At 66.6% G+C, this 17,727-nt stretch carries 19 protein-coding genes; 16 read left to right on the top strand and 3 right to left on the bottom strand.

The window, feature by feature from the left end; all coding sequences use genetic code 11:
- The first annotated feature begins 77 nt into the window (after nt 1–77).
- The gene (locus J2X38_RS14235) at nt 78–980 is read left to right on the top strand and encodes a hypothetical protein (protein ID WP_310255106.1); all 903 of its coding nucleotides are present in this window, start codon (nt 78–80) and stop codon (nt 978–980) included.
- Here J2X38_RS14235 and J2X38_RS14230 read toward each other — a convergent pair.
- Together J2X38_RS14230 and J2X38_RS14225 are read right to left on the bottom strand one after the other, a co-directional pair.
- Nucleotides 965–2,596, bottom strand: coding sequence for an alkaline phosphatase D family protein (locus J2X38_RS14230; RefSeq protein WP_310255105.1), 1,632 nt, complete (start codon nt 2,594–2,596; stop codon nt 965–967). The two genes, J2X38_RS14235 and J2X38_RS14230, sit on opposite strands and share 16 nt — an antisense overlap.
- 56 nt (nt 2,597–2,652) lie before the next feature.
- Nucleotides 2,653–3,777 carry a DUF3667 domain-containing protein gene (locus J2X38_RS14225; protein ID WP_310255104.1) on the bottom strand — a complete coding sequence of 375 codons (1,125 nt, stop codon included), beginning with the start codon at nt 3,775–3,777 and terminating at the stop codon, nt 2,653–2,655.
- 79 nt (nt 3,778–3,856) lie between these two features.
- Here J2X38_RS14225 and J2X38_RS14220 point away from each other — a divergent pair, with 79 nt between their 5' ends.
- The 10 genes from J2X38_RS14220 to J2X38_RS14175 all read left to right on the top strand — a co-directional run bounded on the left by J2X38_RS14220 (nt 3,857) and on the right by J2X38_RS14175 (nt 11,722).
- On the top strand, nt 3,857–5,143 hold the full coding sequence (locus J2X38_RS14220; RefSeq protein ID WP_310255103.1) for a glutamate-5-semialdehyde dehydrogenase: 1,287 nt from the start codon (nt 3,857–3,859) through the stop codon (nt 5,141–5,143).
- Nucleotides 5,144–5,196: 53 nt separating this feature from the next.
- Entirely contained in the window at nt 5,197–5,778 is a 582-nt protein-coding gene (locus J2X38_RS14215; RefSeq protein WP_310255102.1) for a hypothetical protein, read from the top strand.
- On the top strand, nt 5,775–6,428 hold the full coding sequence (locus tag J2X38_RS14210) for a nicotinate-nucleotide adenylyltransferase (RefSeq protein WP_310255101.1): 654 nt from the start codon (nt 5,775–5,777) through the stop codon (nt 6,426–6,428). Before J2X38_RS14215 ends, J2X38_RS14210 begins: the two co-directional genes overlap by 4 nt.
- Nucleotides 6,425–6,823 (top strand): ribosome silencing factor, encoded by a 399-nt coding sequence (gene rsfS, locus J2X38_RS14205; RefSeq protein ID WP_137893304.1) that lies wholly within the window; start codon nt 6,425–6,427, stop codon nt 6,821–6,823. The genes J2X38_RS14210 and rsfS overlap by 4 nt, the downstream gene beginning before the upstream one ends.
- 33 nt (nt 6,824–6,856) lie before the next feature.
- On the top strand, nt 6,857–7,285 hold the full coding sequence (locus J2X38_RS14200) for a 23S rRNA (pseudouridine(1915)-N(3))-methyltransferase RlmH (RefSeq protein WP_058539751.1): 429 nt from the start codon (nt 6,857–6,859) through the stop codon (nt 7,283–7,285).
- Nucleotides 7,282–8,499, top strand: a complete 1,218-nt coding sequence (locus tag J2X38_RS14195; RefSeq protein ID WP_310255100.1) for a peptidoglycan DD-metalloendopeptidase family protein — start codon at nt 7,282–7,284, stop codon at nt 8,497–8,499. Before J2X38_RS14200 ends, J2X38_RS14195 begins: the two co-directional genes overlap by 4 nt.
- A gap of 134 nt (nt 8,500–8,633) precedes the next feature.
- Nucleotides 8,634–10,031, top strand: a complete 1,398-nt coding sequence (locus J2X38_RS14190; RefSeq protein ID WP_310255099.1) for a S41 family peptidase — start codon at nt 8,634–8,636, stop codon at nt 10,029–10,031.
- An 11-nt stretch (nt 10,032–10,042) separates the two neighbouring features.
- Complete coding sequence (locus tag J2X38_RS14185) at nt 10,043–10,525, top strand: disulfide bond formation protein B (RefSeq protein WP_058539754.1); 483 nt, start codon at nt 10,043–10,045, stop codon at nt 10,523–10,525.
- Nucleotides 10,522–11,037 (top strand): demethoxyubiquinone hydroxylase family protein, encoded by a 516-nt coding sequence (locus J2X38_RS14180; RefSeq protein ID WP_058539755.1) that lies wholly within the window; start codon nt 10,522–10,524, stop codon nt 11,035–11,037. Before J2X38_RS14185 ends, J2X38_RS14180 begins: the two co-directional genes overlap by 4 nt.
- 79 nt (nt 11,038–11,116) lie before the next feature.
- Entirely contained in the window at nt 11,117–11,722 is a 606-nt protein-coding gene (locus J2X38_RS14175; RefSeq protein WP_310255098.1) for a hypothetical protein, read from the top strand.
- 56 nt (nt 11,723–11,778) lie between these two features.
- Here the strand turns inward: J2X38_RS14175 and J2X38_RS14170 are convergent, their stop codons facing one another.
- Nucleotides 11,779–13,716, bottom strand: a complete 1,938-nt coding sequence (locus tag J2X38_RS14170) for a prolyl oligopeptidase family serine peptidase (protein ID WP_310255097.1) — start codon at nt 13,714–13,716, stop codon at nt 11,779–11,781.
- Nucleotides 13,717–14,090: 374 nt separating this feature from the next.
- Between J2X38_RS14170 and J2X38_RS14165 the strand changes: the two genes are divergently transcribed.
- The 5 genes from J2X38_RS14165 to rpsK all read left to right on the top strand — a co-directional run bounded on the left by J2X38_RS14165 (nt 14,091) and on the right by rpsK (nt 17,672).
- The gene (locus J2X38_RS14165) at nt 14,091–14,411 is read left to right on the top strand and encodes a hypothetical protein (protein ID WP_310255096.1); all 321 of its coding nucleotides are present in this window, start codon (nt 14,091–14,093) and stop codon (nt 14,409–14,411) included.
- Between the two features lie 54 nt (nt 14,412–14,465).
- Entirely contained in the window at nt 14,466–15,809 is a 1,344-nt protein-coding gene (locus tag J2X38_RS14160) for a metallopeptidase TldD-related protein (RefSeq protein WP_310255095.1), read from the top strand.
- A 12-nt stretch (nt 15,810–15,821) separates the two neighbouring features.
- Entirely contained in the window at nt 15,822–16,613 is a 792-nt protein-coding gene (locus J2X38_RS14155; RefSeq protein WP_310255094.1) for a 3'(2'),5'-bisphosphate nucleotidase CysQ, read from the top strand.
- Between the two features lie 199 nt (nt 16,614–16,812).
- Nucleotides 16,813–17,181 carry a 30S ribosomal protein S13 gene (gene rpsM / locus J2X38_RS14150; protein WP_037513891.1) on the top strand — a complete coding sequence of 123 codons (369 nt, stop codon included), beginning with the start codon at nt 16,813–16,815 and terminating at the stop codon, nt 17,179–17,181.
- Between the two features lie 101 nt (nt 17,182–17,282).
- A complete protein-coding gene (gene rpsK, locus J2X38_RS14145; protein WP_003040416.1) occupies nt 17,283–17,672 on the top strand; it encodes a 30S ribosomal protein S11 in 390 nt (129 codons plus the stop codon).
- Nucleotides 17,673–17,727 lie beyond the last annotated feature (55 nt).

Here is a 17,727-nt window from a genome sequence, read left to right as displayed (position 1 = left end):
ATCGGACGCTGGCCAAGCGCTTGCGGCCCGGCAAAATTCACCGCGCTTCTGCTAGCGTCTTGCCGGAGAGAAAGTCCATGATGTTTGCCCACCGCGTTCCTGTATCGCTCTCCCTCGCCGCGCTGGCGGGATGCACCGCGGCGGCGGATACCCCGATGCCGGGCGCCGCGAAGCTGTGGACCCCGGCCGCCATCTCGGGACCCGGTTATGAATCCTCGCCGACTTTCACGCCCGACGGGCGGACGATGGTCTACCTCGCGGCCGACAAGGATTTCCGGACTTACCAGCTGATGCAATCGCGCTGCGAAAACGGCGCATGGGGCAAACCCGCGCCGCCGCACTTTGCGATGCCGCTGCCGGTGATCGAGGCCGATCCTTTCGTCACTCCCGACGGCAAGCGGCTCTATTATATCTCGTCGCGCCATGCGCCCGCGAAGGAGGATTTCGACATCTGGTATGTCAAGCGCACCGCGGATGGCGGCTGGGGCGAGCCGCAGCGTCTGCCCGAACCCGTCAATTCGCCCGCCGCCGAACTCCTCCCGCGCACCGACGCCGACGGCCGCCTTTATTTCGGATCGAGCCGCGCGGGCAGTGCGGGCGGCGGCGACATCTATGTCGCGACCGAAGTCCGGCCGGGCGAATGGACGGTCGCCAACCTCAGCCCGCCGGTCAGCGGGGGCGGTTACGAGTATGAGGCGGAGATTTCGCGCGACGGAAAGACGATGATCGTCGTGTCCGATCGCGGCGATCGGTCGCACCTCTACCGCTATCGCCGCGAAGGCGAACGCTGGGTCGAGGTCGGGCGCATTCCCGCCGATCCCGCCCAGTTCCAGGTGGGCCCGCTGCTGTCGCCGAAGGGCGACCGGCTGCTCTTCGCGCAGCGGCACGGCGATCGGTCGGGCGAGATGTTCCTGATCGATCTCGTCCCAGAGCCCGACCGGTCGTGGCCGCCGACGTGCGGCGATCAGGCGGCGTTATAGACGCGCCGCCCGCGCGTTGCGGTCATGCTGTGCGTATTCTTCAGCGCGAGCGAGCGTGCCCGGATCGTTTCGACGCTGTGCCAGTTCGCGGTCACCCGCTCGGGGGAGAATTGTACGGTCACATAGCCGCGATCGGCGGTATTCGCCCATTTGAGCTGCGGCGACGAGCGGCGCAGCGCCGTCACGCGCGCCTCGTCGGTCACGCCCTTGATATAGCTTTCATACCCCGGCGATGTGACGCTCTGTCCCGCAATCTCGATCCCCGCCGGCCGGCCGTCCTCGGCGAGGTCGAAGGCCCAGGCATTGTGCGTGTCGCCGGTCAGCGTGACGAGATCGGCGTCGGCGCGCTGCGCCGCGGCGAGCAGGCGCGAACGCGCGGCGGGATAGCCGTCCCACGCGTCGAGGTTGAGCGGCAGTCCCGCCTTGGCCGCCAGCTGGCCCGCCTCGACCCGGCGGCGGATATAGTCGGGCTGCTCGCCGCCGAACCAGTCGCGCGTTTCGGGCGGTGTAAAGATCGTGCCCATCACGACCTGCTGCGCGCAGACCTGCCAGCGCGTTCCCGCCTTGGTCGAGGCTGCGAAGCCGTCGAACAGCCATTTCTCCTGCTCCGCGCCCATCATCTGGCGCGCCGGGTCGCGATAGGCGGTTTCGGCGAACTGCTTGAGCTTTGCCGCAGCGTCGCCGCTACCGGCGACGATCTCGTCGATCTCGAACTGCCGGTCTCGCGCGGTCACACGCGTTTCGGGAAGGAAGATCGTCGCGAGGTCCCCGACCTGATATTGGCGCCAGCGCGCGTCGGCGACGGGCATCCATTCGCGATAGGCACGTTCGGCGGCGGCCATGCGCGCCGCCCAGTCGCCTTCGCCTTCATTATGGTTTTCGGCACCGCCCTTCCAGACATCGTTCGCGAATTCATGGTCGTCCCACTGGGCGATCATCGGGAACAGCTGGTGCAGCTTCTGCAGGTCGGGGTCGGCACGATAAGCCGCATAGCGAAGGCGATACTCGGCAAGAGCGACGATCTCCTGCGCCGGCTGGATCTCGCGCCCGGGCAGCGCCTGCTTCGCCGAGGGATAGTCGCCGGCCTTATATTCGTAGAGATAGTCGCCGACATGCGCGACGAGGTCGATGTCGCCGCGCGCCGCCGCATGGCCATAGGCATTGAACCAGCCGAACGGCATGTTCGAGCAGGAAAAGAGCGCGAGATTGAACGCCTTCGTCGACCCCTGCGGCAAGGTGCGCGTGCGGCCGGTCACCGACCTGGTGCCATCGGGGGCGATGAAGCGATAATGATACCAGCGGCCGGGCTTCAGCCCGTCGACGACGAGCTTTGCGGTATGGTCGCGCTCGCCCGCCGCGACGACGACGCCGCCCGCAACAACCTTGGAGAAATCCTCGGCTTCCGACAATTCGACGGTCAGCGCCGTGTCGTTCGCGGCGGCATAGCGCGTCCAGAGCAGCACCGAATTCGGCCCCGGCTCGCCGCTCGCGACGCCATGGGTAAAGCCCTGCGCCATCATCGCGCGCGCGGCGCCCGGCAGCGACAGCGCCGCCAGCCCGACGGTGCCCAGCTTGATCAGATGACGCCGGTCGATCTCGCCCCAATGATGATGCATCGCGAATCTCCTCCTCTTTGGCCGGGTCTTTGCCCCGCCTTTGTGACGATTCGGTGCTAGCCCATCACCCCGAGCGCGAGCAGCAGCAGCATGAAGGTGATGACCGAAAACAGGCTGAAAAAGAGCAGCAGGCTCGTGCGCACGAGCGCCCCGAAGCGCGACGAGCGATAGGCGCCACGAAGCTGGCGGTACATATGGAAGGGCACATAGAGCATCGCGAACGCGGTCGCGACGTCGCCGAATATCGTCAGGTTGAACAAGCGCACGACGACGAACAGAAGCAACATGAAGCTGATCGAGTAAGTGACGAAGACGAAATGGTCGTAGGTGTGAAAGCGGCGACTGAACGGAAACAGCAGCCACATGAAGGGCAGCGACAGCGGGATCAGCGCCCAGGCGAATTTATACGCGTTCGCCTGTAATTTGTATAATATGAGCGCGGGGTTCGCGTTCGCCTTTTCAAGGCCTTCGTCGATGAACGGCACCCCGGTATTGAAATTGGTGCGTGAAACGAATTCGACGCTGGTCATCATCTGCTGCGCCGGATCGTCGAGCACCGGCGGCCCCTTGGCACGCTCTTCCTTGCTCATGCTGCGCGCGACGCCGAGATAGTTGGCGCTTTTCTGGAGCGTTTCGCGCTCTTCGACGAGCAGGCGGCGTTCGGCCGCCTTCAAGTCCTTGACCGCGAGGCTTGCGTCGACGCGCTTGACCTCCTCCTCGAAACTTTCCTTGAGCGCGTTCGAGCGCGTCTGCTCGGCCGCTGCCTTCGCGATCCCCTCGCCGACCCCGCCACCGCTGCCGACGATGGCGAGCACGGCATAGGTCAGGAAGACCGCGAACAGGAACAGCGCAAGCGGCGAGACAAAGCGCGCGCGTTCGCCGTGAATATAGCGCCGCGTCAGGTCGCCCGGCCGCCAGCTGAGCAGCGGCAGCGTGTTCCAGACCTTCCCTTCGAAATGGAAGATCGCGTGGACCAGATCGTGCCCGATTGCGCCAAAGCTGCGATGCACGTCGGCGCGCTGCCCGCAATAATGGCAATGCGATCCCGCGAGGCTGGTGCCGCAGTTGAGGCAGCGCGCGCCGGCATGGGGTGCGCCCGTGCCCCCATGCCGCGGCTCGACCGCCTGCCCTGCCAACCCGGCGGTAACCGCCGCCCCGATGCCTTCGATGTCCCCGCTCATGGCGCCCTGCCTAAAGGCGCGCGCGGCAGCGCGCAACGGGACTTTCGGGGGTCATGTAAAACGTGATAGTGGCAGCGCCATGAACGCCGAAGCCCTCTCCGCCCCGCCGATGCCCGGCGATGCCGCCGCCCTGATCGCCGACATGGGCGCGCGCGCGCGCGCCGCGTCGAAAGCGCTCGCGCTGGCGCCAACGGCGGACAAGGCGGCTGGACTGGTTGCAGCGGCGGCGCAGATTCGTGCGCGGGCGGCGGATATTCTTGCGGCCAACGCCGAGGACATGGCGGCAGGACAGAAAAACGGCCTGTCGGGCGCGATGCTCGACCGGCTGCGGCTCGACGAAGCACGGCTCGCGGCGATCGCCGACGCAATCGACGATGTCGCGGCGCTGCCCGATCCCTCGGGTGCCGAAATCGATCGCGTGACGCGGCCCAACGGGCTCGTTCTCAGCCGCGTGCGCGTGCCGCTCGGCGTCGTCGGCATCATCTATGAAAGCCGGCCCAATGTGACCGCCGATGCCGCGGCGCTCGGGCTGATGTCGGGCAATGCGGTGATCCTGCGCGGCGGCAGCGAGGCGGTGCATTCGAACCGCGCGCTTCACGCGGCCTTCGCGGCGGGGCTGGTCGAGGCCGGGCTGCCCGCCGATGCGGTGCAACTGGTGCCGACGCAGGACCGCGCCGCGGTCGGCGCGATGCTGCGCGCGCAGGGACTGATCGACATCATCATTCCGCGCGGTGGCAAGGGCCTCGTCGCGCGCGTGCAGGACGAGGCGCGCGTGCCCGTCCTCGCGCACCTCGACGGGATCAACCACCTTTATATCGACGCCGCCGCCGATCCGGCGAAAGCCGTCGAGCTTGCCGTCAACGCCAAGATGCGTCGCACCGGCGTCTGCGGCGCGACCGAGACGATCCTGATCGACCGCTCCTACCCCGCGCCGCTCGCCATCATCGACGCGCTGATCGCGGCGGGCTGCGAAGTGCGCGGCGACAAGGGCGTCGCGGCGCTGAGCCCGCATGTCGACGCGGCATCGGCGGGCGACTGGGACACCGAATATCTCGACGCGATCGTATCGATCGCCCTGGTCGACGGCCTTTCCGGCGCGCTCGCGCATATCGACGCGCATTCGAGCCGCCACACCGACGCAATCGTCACCGAGGATGCGGCGGCCGCCGAGCGCTTCCTGACGGGCGTCGACAGCGCGATCGTGATGCACAATGCCTCGACCCAGTTCGCCGATGGCGGCGAATTCGGCCTCGGCGCCGAAATCGGCATCGCCACGGGGCGTCTGCATGCACGAGGGCCCGTGGCACTCGAAGGGCTCACCACCTATAAATGGCTGGTGCGCGGAAGCGGGCAAGTCCGGCTTTGACGGCCGTCAAGCCCAGCAGAAGGGCACGATGGTTTCGCTGGGCGGCCCTCATCTTGCTGATCGCCGCAACGCCATTTTTTTGGCTTGTTGCGCGGGATGCCCTGCTCAAACTGCGCGCCGATGAAGGCCACGGAAAAGAAATCGCGCGGAACATCGTCGCCGATCGCTTGGTAGAGACGATCCGCGATTCAAAGGCAGCCCCCTTTACGCGAGAGCCACTCTATCTGACGATCATGCTCGATCCATCTTGTTTCGTGATCGACGGGAAGAGCTTCCGCCCGAGCAAGACGCCGGCCGAAGCCGGTTCGCTTCGTGACAAAAAATTTCCGTCGCTTGAAGAAATTCTCTCCAATCATCGCTGGATCGCCGAGCGCGAAGTCCGAGATCTCGTTTTTCGCACGCAAGTTTCGGACGGCTTTTCAACGGGTGAGCTAATCGCTTTGAACGGTTGCATCGCCGCGACACCGCTCGTGAGATGGTGCGAAAACAAGGTCTCCGTGCGGATCGATAAGATGGGCGACACGACCTACCGCAAGGTTGCCGCTCGTTTAGGACTAAAAGCGCAACGAGCCGGCGAACCTGATCTTGAATGTTACATGCTGCCTGAGGTTGTCGAAGGGTCAGCTGAGCCGTGATCCCCACCGGCCTCCTCGGCGGCAGCTTCAATCCCGCACACGGCGGGCATCGCGCGATCAGTTTGAACGCAATCGAGGCGCTCGGCCTCGACGAGCTGTGGTGGCTGGTGTCGCCCGGCAATCCCTTAAAGCCCAAGGCGGGCATGGCATCGCTCCCCGCGCGCCTCGGCTCGGCGCAGCACGCGGCGCGGCGTTCGCCGATTCGCGCAACGGGAATCGAGGCCGAACTCGGCACGCGCTACACGATCGACACGCTCAAAAAGCTCGTCCGGCGTTACCCGAACCGGCAGTTTATCTGGATCATGGGGGCCGATAATCTGGTCCAGTTGCCCCAATGGCGCGACTGGCGGGGGATTGCCCGACTCATGCCGATTGCGGTTATCGCGCGTCCGGGCTATAATGACCGTGCCCATGCAAGGCGTGCGATGGGTTGGCTTCGGCGCTTCGTCCGGCCCGTGGACCAGAAATTACATTGGACGGACTGGAGACCGCCCGCCCTCGTGTTCCTGCGATTTTCGCCCGATGTGCGATCCGCAACTGCGATACGGCAGGCCAACCCCCGCTGGTTCGAACGCTATGAAGGCCGCGCCTTGCGCGACCCGCTGACCCGTTCGCGCCTTGTGGACCCGACTAGGAAAGGACGCATTTGATCTCCGCAACCCAGGATGCCGCCACCGGCGCCGCATCCGCCAACGATAACGTGGATACGCTCCACGCGCTGATCCTCCACCAGCTGGATGAGGATCAGGCCCAGGAAACCATCTCCATCCCGCTTGCCGGCAAAAGCAGCATCGCCGATCATATGGTGATCGCGAGCGGCCGGTCGACGCGCCATGTCTCGGCAATCGCCGAGAAACTGGCACAGCGGATCAAGCAGGAAGCGGGCCGCCAGGTTCGCGTCGAAGGGCTGCCCAATGCCGACTGGGTGCTGCTCGATGCGGGCGATGTCATCGTCCACCTGTTCCGCCCCGAGGTGCGTAGCTTCTACAACCTCGAGCGCATGTGGTCGTTCGGCGACGCGCCGCCGGTTACCGCGGCAAATTGACGTCCGCCCCGCCTACCGGCTAGGCGGACGCTCATGTTGCTGCACATCATCGCGCGCGGGCGCATCGGGCGCGGGCCCGAGGCCGAGCTGGTCGAGCGCTATATGAAGCGCGTGACCTGGGCGCAGAAGATTTCGGAGCTTCCCGATACGGGCGGCCGTCTGCCCGCCGCGGCGGAGAATAGCCGCACCATCCTCCTCGACGAGGGCGGCGACCAGATGTCGTCGCTCGAATTTGCCAAATTGCTCGAAAAATGGCGCGACGGCGGGGTGCGCGAGGCGCGCTTCTGCCTCGGCGCCGCCGACGGTTTCACCCCCGAGGAGCGCGAAGGCGCCGATAAGGTCATCGCCTTTGGCCGCGCGACCTGGCCGCATCTGATGGCGCGCGCGATGCTCGCCGAACAATTGTGGCGCGCGACGAGCATTGTCGCGAACCACCCCTATCACCGCGAAGGGCGCCAGTGAGGCGCGCGCTCGCGGCTCTCGCGATCACCGTCGTTTTGGGCGGCGGGGCGGCGCTCGCGCTGGCGCCGATCGACATCTTCGATCCACAGGCGATCGCGGCGCGCGAGCGCATGCAGCTGATCGATGCCAAGCAACAATCGGCGGCGGCGATGGCGCGCAGTGCGTTGCTCGAAAAACAGGCGTTGGCGGCGAGCAGCGAGGCCGACCGGCTGAAGAAACGCAGCGCCGCGCTCGCCGCGCGCATCCAGTCGGCCGAGGCCGACATCGGCGCCGGTGAAGCCCGCGTCGCGCTCGTCAGCCGCCGCCTCGCGGGTCAGCGCGCGCGGCTGGCGCAGCAGCAGCAACCCTTGCTCGAACTCGCCGCATCGCTTCAGCAATTGAGCCGCCAGCCCCCCGTCAGCGTGCTCGCGCAGCCGGGATCGCTGACCGACATGGTGCATGCGCGCGCGGTAATCGACGCCGCGATGCCGGTGATCGAGCGCCGCACCGCCGGAGCGCGGCGCGAACTCGGGGCGCTGCAGACGGTGCGGCAGCAGCAGGCGATCGCATTGAAGGCGCTTTCGGCGAGCAAGACCCAGCTCGCGCAGCGCCGCGACGCGCTCACGCGGCTCGAAAATGAAGGACGGCTGCGCTCGCGCGAGCTGATGAGCAGCGCGCAGCTTGAGGCCGACCGCGCGCTCGGGCTTGGCGAAAAGGCGCGCGATATCGTCGACCTGATGGACTCGCTCGAAGCCGATAGCGCGGTGCGCGCCGAACTCGCGCAGCTCGCCGGCTCGCTGCCGCGTCCGCGCAACCCCGAAGGCAGCATCGCCGCCGCCGTACCGCCCGCCGCCGCCGAGTCCGAATTGACGCAAGGCGCCTATCGACTGCCCGTCGTCGGACGCATCGTCGCGGGGCTGGGCGAGGTCAACGAAAGCGGCGTGCGTTCGCGCGGCGTCACCATCGCAGCACGCCCGGGTGGGCAGGTCGTCGCCCCCGCCCCGGGCCGCGTCGGCTTTGCCGGCGATTATCGCGGCTATGGCAAGATCGTGATCATCGACCATGGCGGTGGCTGGGTGTCGCTGCTCACCGGGATGATCGCATTGTCGGTCGGGGTCGGCGATACGCTCGATTCGGGGGCGCCGATCGGCCGCGCCGGATCGGACGACAGTCGCATCACCGTCGAGCTCCGCCGCGCCGGCCGCCCCGTCGATATTGTCGCGATGATCGGCTGAGCGGCACCGTTAATCGCCCGTTCGGCCGCTGTCTCGCATAGGGATGCACCGCTTGACGCCCGCAGATTTGCGTAGGAGGATGGCGTGCCGGGGATTATAAGGCGGGATTGCTCTCGCGTGACTGAAAGACGCCCATGACCGAATCGACCAAGACCGCCGTGTCCCCGAAGCGCCGCTTCGCCTTGTGGCAGGGCGCCGCCGCGCTCTCGACGCTGGCGCTCGTTCCGCTCGCGACCGGCGCGATGGCGACCGTCGATTCGAAGACGCAGGAAGAAATTTCGCGCTTCATGGACGTCTATCTCGAGGTCAAATCCAACTATGTCGAACCGGTCGACGATTCGAAGCTGATCGAAGGCGCGATCAACGGCATGCTCGCCAGCCTCGATCCGCATTCGGGCTATCTCGACGCGCGGGGCTTTTCGAACCTGCGCACGCAGACCGACGGCGAATATGGCGGGCTCGGCCTGTCGGTGACGATGGAAGACGGCGTCGTGAAGGTGATCGCGCCGACCGCCGACACCCCGGCCGACAAGGCTGGCATCAAGGCCGGCGATTATATCACCCACATCAACAAGGAACTGATCTTCGGCCTGACGCTCGACGAGGCGGTAGAACAGATGCGCGGGCGTCCTGGCACCGAGATCGGGATCACCGTCGTCCGCGAAGGCCAGGACAAGCCGATCGAAATGACGCTGACGCGCGAGATCATCGACCTGAAGCCCGTCAAATGGGAAGTCAGCGGCGATGTCGGCGTGCTCACCGTCACCAGCTTCTCGGCCGACGCGACGACCGACCTCAAGGCCGCGATGATGGCGGTCGAAAAATCGCTCGGCAAGAAACCGCGCGGCTGGATTCTCGACCTCCGCTCAAACCCCGGCGGGCTGCTCGACGAAGCCGTCGGGATCAGCGACCTGTTCCTCGAACGCGGCGAGATCGTCTCGCAGCGCGGCCGCAAAAAGGGCGACATCGAACGTTATTTCGCCGAGCCCGGCGACCTCGCCGGCGGCGCGCCGGTCGTCGTGCTGATCGACTCGGGATCGGCCTCGGCGTCCGAAATCGTCGCGGGCGCACTGCAGGACCAGCACCGTGCGGTCGTGATGGGCGAACGCAGCTTCGGCAAGGGATCGGTGCAGACCGTCCTGCCGCTGACCGACACCACCGCGCTGCGCCTGACCACCGCGCGTTACTACACCCCGTCGGGCCGCAGCGTGCAGGAAGGCGGGATCGAGCCCGATATCCGCGTGCCGCAGATTTCGGATCCCGACTATGCCTCGCGGCCGAAGTTCCGCGAAAGCGACCTGCGCCGCCACCTGATCAACGAAAAGAAGGTCGACAACGGCCTGCTTGAGAAGGATGAAAAGGCCGACCCGCGCTTCACCGCGACTGCCGCCGAACTGAAGGCGAAGGGCATCGAGGACTTCCAGCTCCACTATGCGCTGCAGACGATCGGGCGCATCGGCCCGGTCGCCCCGCGCATGGCGCAAAGCGGCAAGCCGCCGGTCAAGCCCGCCAAGCCGACCGCGCGCAACTAGGGGCGCGGGACATGCTGAACTCGCGGCTTTCCGCGCCCGTCGCCGCGTTTCTTGCGCCGCTGCTGCTCTATGGCGGCGCGCTCGTGTCGCAATATGGCTTTGGCCTGCACCCGTGCGAGATGTGTTACTGGCAGCGCTGGCCGCATCAGGCGGCGATCGTGCTCGCGCTGCTCGCGCTGCTGCTGCGCGGCAATGACAAGGCGATGCGTGCGCTCACGCTGCTCGCCGCCGTCGCGATTGCGGTGAGCGGCGCGATCGGTGTCTTTCACGCCGGGGTCGAATATGGCTTCTGGGAAGGCGTCACCACCTGCGCGACCGGTGCTGCTGGCCCCGTGTCGCTCGATTCGATCATGAACGCGCCGCTGATCCGCTGCGACACCGCGCAATGGACGCTCTTCGGCATCTCGCTCGCGGGTTTCAACGCGATCTTCTCACTGGGCGCGGCCGCGCTCGTCTTGACCTTGCTGCGCCGGAAGACCACATCGGCAACATGATGAACAAGCGCACCGCATCGATGATCCGCGTCGACCAGGCGGGCGAATATGGCGCGACGCGCATCTACGCGGGCCAGCTGGCGGTGATGGGCGACCGCCACCCGATGGCGCGCGAGATCGCGCATATGGCCGAACAAGAAGAGCGGCACCGCAAATTCTTCGATGCCATGATCGCCAAGCGCGGTGTGCGCCCGACCGCGCTCCAGCCCTTCTGGAACGTCGCGGGCTTTGCCTTGGGCGCAGTGACCGCCGCCATGGGGCCGCGCGCCGCGATGGCGTGCACTGCCGCGGTCGAGACCGAGATTGATCGCCACTACCAGCACCAGCTCGACGAGCTGGGCGACAGCGATCCCCAGCTCAGCGCCGCGGTCGACGAATTCCGCGCCGAGGAGCTGGAGCATAAGGAAGCCGCGCTTGCGGCGGGTGCCGAGAGCGCCCCCGGCTACCCGGTCCTGAGCTTTGCGATCCGCGCGGGTTGCCGTGCAGCCATCGCGCTGTCGAAACGTATCTGATAGAATAACCGCTGACGCCGTTCACGACGGATGCAGGTGGTGGCTGCCATGCCGCCCGAAACGACAAAGGAAGATCGAGATGACCCGCCTCCCCCTGTTCGCGCTGATCCTCGCCGGCAGCGCCGCCGCCATGCCTGCTGCGGCACAGCAAACCGTGGTCGAGGGCGAAAAGGTCAATCAGGTTGTCGTCTACGGCGACGACCAATGCCCCAAAGGGGCCGCTGACGAAATTCTGGTCTGCGCGAAGCTTCCCGAAACCGAACGCTATCGCGTTCCAGAGATGCTCCGCGGCAATCCGCTGGACGTCCGCAACGAAGCCTGGGCGAACAAGGTTGTTGCGGTCGAACGCATCGGCCGCTTTGGCACCGACAGCTGCTCGCCCACCGGCCTCGGTGGCTTCACCGGCTGTACGCAGGCGCTGGTCGCCGGCGCGAAGGCCGAACGCCAGGCCGCGAACAAGACTGACTGGCAGGCGATGATCGCCGACGAACGCGCCAAGCGCATCGCGGGCATCGACGCCGCGTCGGACGAAGTCGAAGCCGCGGTCGTTGCCGAGGAACGCGCGCTCGCCGAACGGCAGAAGGCGGCCGAGGAACTCGAGCGTCAGGCGAGCGGCCAGGCGCCCGCGCCGACCGCCCCCGACGAAGCCGACGCGGCGCCGCTGCCGACCCCGCCGAAGCACTGAGCCGGCTTTCCGGCGAACGGTCGCGCCCGGCATTCGCCGGAGGGTGACGCCCGCCGTCAGTTCAGCAGATATGTCTGCCAGAAGAGCAGCGAAGACCAGAATGTGTAATCCACATTCTCCTTCTTGCCCCACTGGTGTCCCTCATTCGTCGCCACCAGATGCCAGGCAGTGCCGCCGCCCTTGCGCACCGCGGCCACGACCTGATCCGCTTCGGACGCGGGCACGCGCGGGTCGTTGGCACCGGTGACGACAAACAGCGGCTTGCGGATGTCTGCAACACGCGTGAGCGGCGAGATTTCCGTCAGCTTTCGGCGCTGCGCCGGATCGCGCTCGTCGCCATATTCGACGCGGCGCAGATCGCGGCGATATTCCTGCGTATTCTCGAGGAAAGTCACGAAGTCGGAGATGGCGACCACGCAGAGGTTCGCGCGCAGCTTATCGGCGAAATGCGTCGCGGCGGCGTAGCACATATACCCGCCATAGCTGCGCCCGGTCAGGCCGAAGCGCGACGCGTCGAGCCGCGCGTCCTTGGCGAGAACATCGAGGAATACCCCCATGTCCTTGACGCTGTCCTCGCGCTTGAACGGCCCGTTATCGAGCCCGACGAAGCGCTTGCCATAGCCGGTCGAGCCGCGGACGTTCGGATAGAAATAGGCGACCCCCAGCTCATTGACGATATAGTTGGTGCTGCCCAGATATTCGGGGCGCCACTGGCTTTCGGGCCCGCCATGGACGTGCATGATCAGCGGCCGTTTGCCCGGAAATTTCGCGGGATCGGGGCGATAGAGAAAACCCGACATCGCGGTGCCGTCGAAGCTCTTGATGCTCACCAGTTCGGGTTCGACGTTGCGCGCGACATCGAGCCCGCCGGTCTCGCTCTGCGTCCAGCGCGTCACGGCGAGCGTTTCGGGGTCGATGCTATAGGCATCGGCCGCGCTGCGCGCCGACGTGAAACCAATGCCGATCGCGCCCCACGGTGCGATGTCGATATGCCCAATAACACCCGCGGGCAGCGCGTCGACCGTGCGTGCCCGCCCGCTCGCGACGTCGAGTAGGCGCAGCCGGCTCACGCCCGCCTCGTTGACCGCATAGGCGATGAAACGCCCGTCTCCCGAGATGTCGAACGCCTCGACATCCCATTTTTCCGCCGGGCCGCGCGGCGTGAATGCGCCGGTCGCGGGATCGAGCGTGCCGAGGCGCTGCACGTCGCTGCCGGCGTCGCTCGCCACCCAGATCGTGCCGTCGGGCGCGAAGGAGGCGCCGCTGAAAGCGATCTTCTTTCCGTGGTCACCGACCGGCGTCATCTTTCCGCTCGCAAGGTCGAGACGGAACAGATCGGTCTTTTCGACCGACGCCGAGCGCGTGACGAGCGCCCAGCTCTTGTCGGGCGCGAACCCTGCGACCGACCAGCCGTTGCTGTCGACCTGCCCGGCCAGTCGCGCCGACGCGGGGTCGCGCGGGTCCATGACATAGATATCATTGTCGCGGCCGTTGCGGCGGGTCGAGGTGAAAGCGACGAGGCTACCGTCCTTGCTCCACGCATCGAGCGAATTGCGGCTTTTTCCGTCGGTCAGCATCGTCAGCCGGCCATCCTTCATCGCGAAAATCTGATAAAATTCGCTGCCGCCGATGTCCTTTTCGATCAGCATCACATCGCCGGTCACGGGCGACCAGCCGCCATGCGAAACCGGTTCGGCCTCGAAGGTGAGCTGTTCGCGCGCGCCGAGCGGCCGCGCGACGCGGTGAAGCTGCGCCGTGTTACCGAAACGCGTCGCGATGAGCATCGACCGGTCGGCGGGGTTCCAGCCGACGAACGCCGCGGTCCGATATTCGAGATAGGGCCGGGTCGCCGCCGCCAGCGCCGCGGGCACCGCGGGCACACCGTCGGCGACAAGCGCCGCGGGCTTCGGTTCGGCGGCCGGAGCCCCTTCCCCAGCGCCCAGCGCGGGTGCGATGGGCAAGGCAAGGGCGGCCACAACGGCGAGATAACGCATGATTGATTTCCCCGGTTTCCTGAAACGAACGGCTATGGCCTAGACGCTACCGCAGCCAGCCCCGGAAGCAAGTCGACCAACTGTACACAAGGCTCGACCATTGACCGCAATTGTGAGCCGATAAGGCGATGAATATGGCCGATTTTGAAGCAATTCGGCGCCCCGACCCGATTACGTTGCGATTCCGCGATGAATCGAGTGCAAAAATTAACGAATCACTGGCAAGCTGTCTTGACTTGGGAATTTTTGGGGCAAAACGTGCGGTTCTGGGAATCGCCAGCCTAGGGGGCTGTAATATGGCATCAGCATTTGGACCGCGCCTTTGGAGGCGCACGACCGTCAGCGTGCCGCCGGCACGGAGTCTGGGTCGCCGAATGACGTGGCATGCCGCCACCGCCCTCCTCGCTTTTGCCGCCTTGCAGATCTGGCTCGTGATGAGCGCGGTCGCTGCCGGCGCGCCGTCTGCTTTCATCGTCGTCGCGCTGGTTATGCTGCTCGTGCTCGCCCTCCCCGTCGCGCGCTCGACCGAACGGCACTGGTATCGCCTCAGCCGTCAGGCGCTCGCGAGCTGGGGCCTGCATGCGCGCTTCCGCCGCGACGTCCGCCGCCTGTGGGTTGCAGCACTCACGCTGCCCTTCCTGTGGATCAGCGGCGCGATGGCCGCCACCGACGCCATCGCGAAGATCGCGAACTGACCCTTTTTCAGCGCTGGTTTTGATTTTTTGCCGCGCGCCGTATAGGGCGCGGCCATGCTGACCGTTTCCGAAGCCCTCGATCGTGCGCAGATGCTGTGCGACGCCGCTGCGAAAGCCGGCGCCGATGCCGCCGACGCGCTCTATTATTGCAACGCCGCAACCTCGGTCTCTATGCGGCTCGGCGCGCTCGAGGATGTCGAGCGGTCCGAGGGGCAGGATATTTCGCTCCGCGTCTTCGTCGGCCAGCGCAGCGCGAGCGTATCGACCGCCGACATGGACGTGGGCGAGCTCGCCAAGCTGGTCGAGCGCTGCGTCGCGATGGCGCGCGAGGCCCCCGAGGACCCCTATGCCGGGCTCGCGCCCGAAGACCTGCTGTTCAAGGGGCAGGTTCCCGATTTCGACCTCGATGACGGCAGCGAAGCCGACCCGGCCGCGCTGCGCGAAGCCGCGCTGGTGGTCGAGGAAGCCGCGCGCGCCGTCGCCGGCGTGACGAATAGCGAGGGCGGCAGCGCAAGCCACAGCCGCACGCGCTTCGCGCTCGCGACCAGCCATGGCTTTGCCGGCGGTTACGGGTCGAGCGGCCACAGCCTGTCGGCGAGCGTCATCGCAGGCGAAGGCGCAAGCATGCAGCGCGATTATGGCTGGCACAGCGCGCATCATCTGGCGGACCTCGAAAGCGCGGCGGACATCGGCAACCGCGCTGGTACGCGCGCTGTTGCAAGGCTGAGCCCGGGCAAGGCGCCGAACGGCAAACTGCCCGTGCTGCTTGATCCGCGCGTCAGCGGCGGCATCGTCGGCCATCTGCTCGGCGCGATCGCCGGGCCCGCGATCGCGCGCGGCACCAGTTTCCTCCTCGGCAAGGAAGAGCAGACGCTGTTCGACAGCAGCATCGTGATCCGCGACGAACCGCACCGCGCACGCGGCCTGCGCAGCCGCGCCTTCGACGGCGAGGGCTTGCCCACCGCGGCGCGCGACATCGTCGCCGGTGGCAAGATCACCGGCTGGCTGCTCGACACCGCATCGGCGAAACAGCTCGGCCTGGCGCCGACCGGCCATGCCAGCCGCGGCGGCGGCGCGTCGGGGGTGGGCGCGAGCAACCTGCACCTCGCGGCGGGCAGCGTGACACCCGCGGCGCTGATGGAGGGCATCGCCGACGGCGTCTATATCACCGAACTGATCGGCCACGGCGTCAATCCGGTGACCGGCGATTACAGCCGCGGCGCGTCGGGTTTCCTGATCAAGGATGGCGCTCTCGCCGGGCCGATCGCCGAATTTACGATCGCGGGCAATCTGATCGACATGTTCGCAGGCCTGATCCCCGCGAACGACCTCGAATTCCGCCATGGCACCAACGCGCCGACGCTGCGCATCGACGGCATGACCGTCGCGTCGAGCTAGAGACCGCCGCCGATGCCCGGCCGCAACCTCGAAGCCGCGATCGCCGCGACGCGCGAAGTCGGCGACATGGCGATGGCGCGCTGGCGCGGCGAGGGGCAAGCAGTCAATGTCTGGAACAAGTCGCACGACAATCCGGTCAGCGACGTCGATCTGGCGGTCGATGCGCGGCTGAAGGCCGTGCTCGGCGCGATGGTGCCCGAGGCGGGGTGGCTGTCCGAAGAAACCGCCGACAATGAAGCGCGGCTGTCGTGCCGCGCGATGTGGTGCGTCGACCCGATCGACGGCACGCGCGATTTCATCCGCGGCCGGCCCGGTTGGTGCGTGTCGGTCGCGCTCGTGATCGACGGCACGCCCGAGTTCGGCATCCTCTACGCCCCCGCGCTCGACGAACTATGGGTCGCACAAAAGAGCCAGGGCGCGCTGCTCAACGGCGAAACGCTGCACGCCAGCCAGCGCACGACTTTCGCCGGATCGCGCGTCCCCGCCGATGCGCTGCCCAAGGTCGACAGCGACCTGGTCATCGTCACCAAGCCGAACAGCATCGCGCTGCGCATGGCGCTCGTCGCCGACGACCGCGCCGACCTCGTCGCAACGCTGCGCTGGGGGTTCGAGTGGGATGTCGCCGCCGCGGCGCTGATCGCCAGCGAGGCCGGAGCGACGGTGACCGACGCGTTCGGCGCCCCTTTGCGCTTCAATACCCCGCGCGCGCAGGCGTTCGGCGTCATCGCCTGCGCCCCCGGAATCCATGCCGCCGTTGTCGACCGCTTGCATGATCGCGCGGTCGCCCTTACATCGCCATCCTGAGCGGTGATCCACGGCTTCAAACCACCGCACTTCGCTTGACAATCAGCCCGACTCACCTTAGTTGCGCGTCCATTCCGACAGCCTGACCGGACGGCGAAGCGCCATGCGCGCATCGTGGTCCGTTTTTTGCGTTGGAAAATCAGACGCTTTGAGATGGGACCGATTGCCTACGGCCCCGTGGAGCAGGAGAAAGTTACCAATGGCACGTATTGCGGGCGTCAACTTGCCCACCAACAAGCGCGTAATCATCGCGCTCACCTACATCCACGGCATCGGTCGCAAGAGCGCTGTCGACATCGCCAACAAGCTGGGCATCGACCACACGCGTCGCGTTCAGGATCTTTCGGATGCCGAAATCCTCCAGATCCGCGAAACGCTCGACGCCGACCACACGGTCGAGGGTGATCTTCGCCGCAACACGGCGATGAACATCAAGCGCCTGATGGACCTCGCCTGCTATCGCGGCCTGCGTCATCGCAAGGGCCTTCCGGTCCGCGGCCAGCGCACGCACACCAATGCGCGCACCCGCAAGGGCAAGGCCAAGGCGATCGCCGGTAAGAAGAAATAAGGTCGAGCGCGTCCATCCGGGCGCGCTTCCTTATTTCCCCTGCCGGGGCAGCGGCGCATCGCCCGCCACCGGCCATTCAGGATTTAGGTTAGGAATATATCATGGCTCGTGAACCGCAGCGTCTTCGTCGGCGCGAACGCAAAAACATCTCGTCGGGCGTCGCCCACGTCAACGCGACCTTCAACAACACGATGATCACCATCACCGACGCACAGGGCAACGCGATTGCCTGGTCGAGCGCCGGCATGATGGGCTTCAAGGGAAGCCGCAAGTCGACCCCGTATGCGGCGCAGGTTTGCGCCGAAGACGCCGGCAAGAAGGCCGCCGAACATGGCGTCCGTACGCTGGAAGTCGAAGTCAAGGGCCCGGGTGCGGGCCGTGAATCGGCTCTCCGCGCGCTGCAGGCCGTCGGGTTCCACATCACGTCGATCCGCGACGTGACGCCGATCCCGCACAATGGCGTCCGCCCGGCCAAGCGCCGCCGCGTCTGACGTCTTTCGGGCGCGCTCCGCCGGAGCGCCGCCCGTACAAAACTCCTCGCTGGAC

Source organism: Sphingopyxis sp. BE235 (genome assembly GCF_031457175.1).
Classification (GTDB): Bacteria; Pseudomonadota; Alphaproteobacteria; order Sphingomonadales; family Sphingomonadaceae; genus Sphingopyxis.
This window is presented reverse-complemented; position numbering and strand designations above follow the sequence as displayed.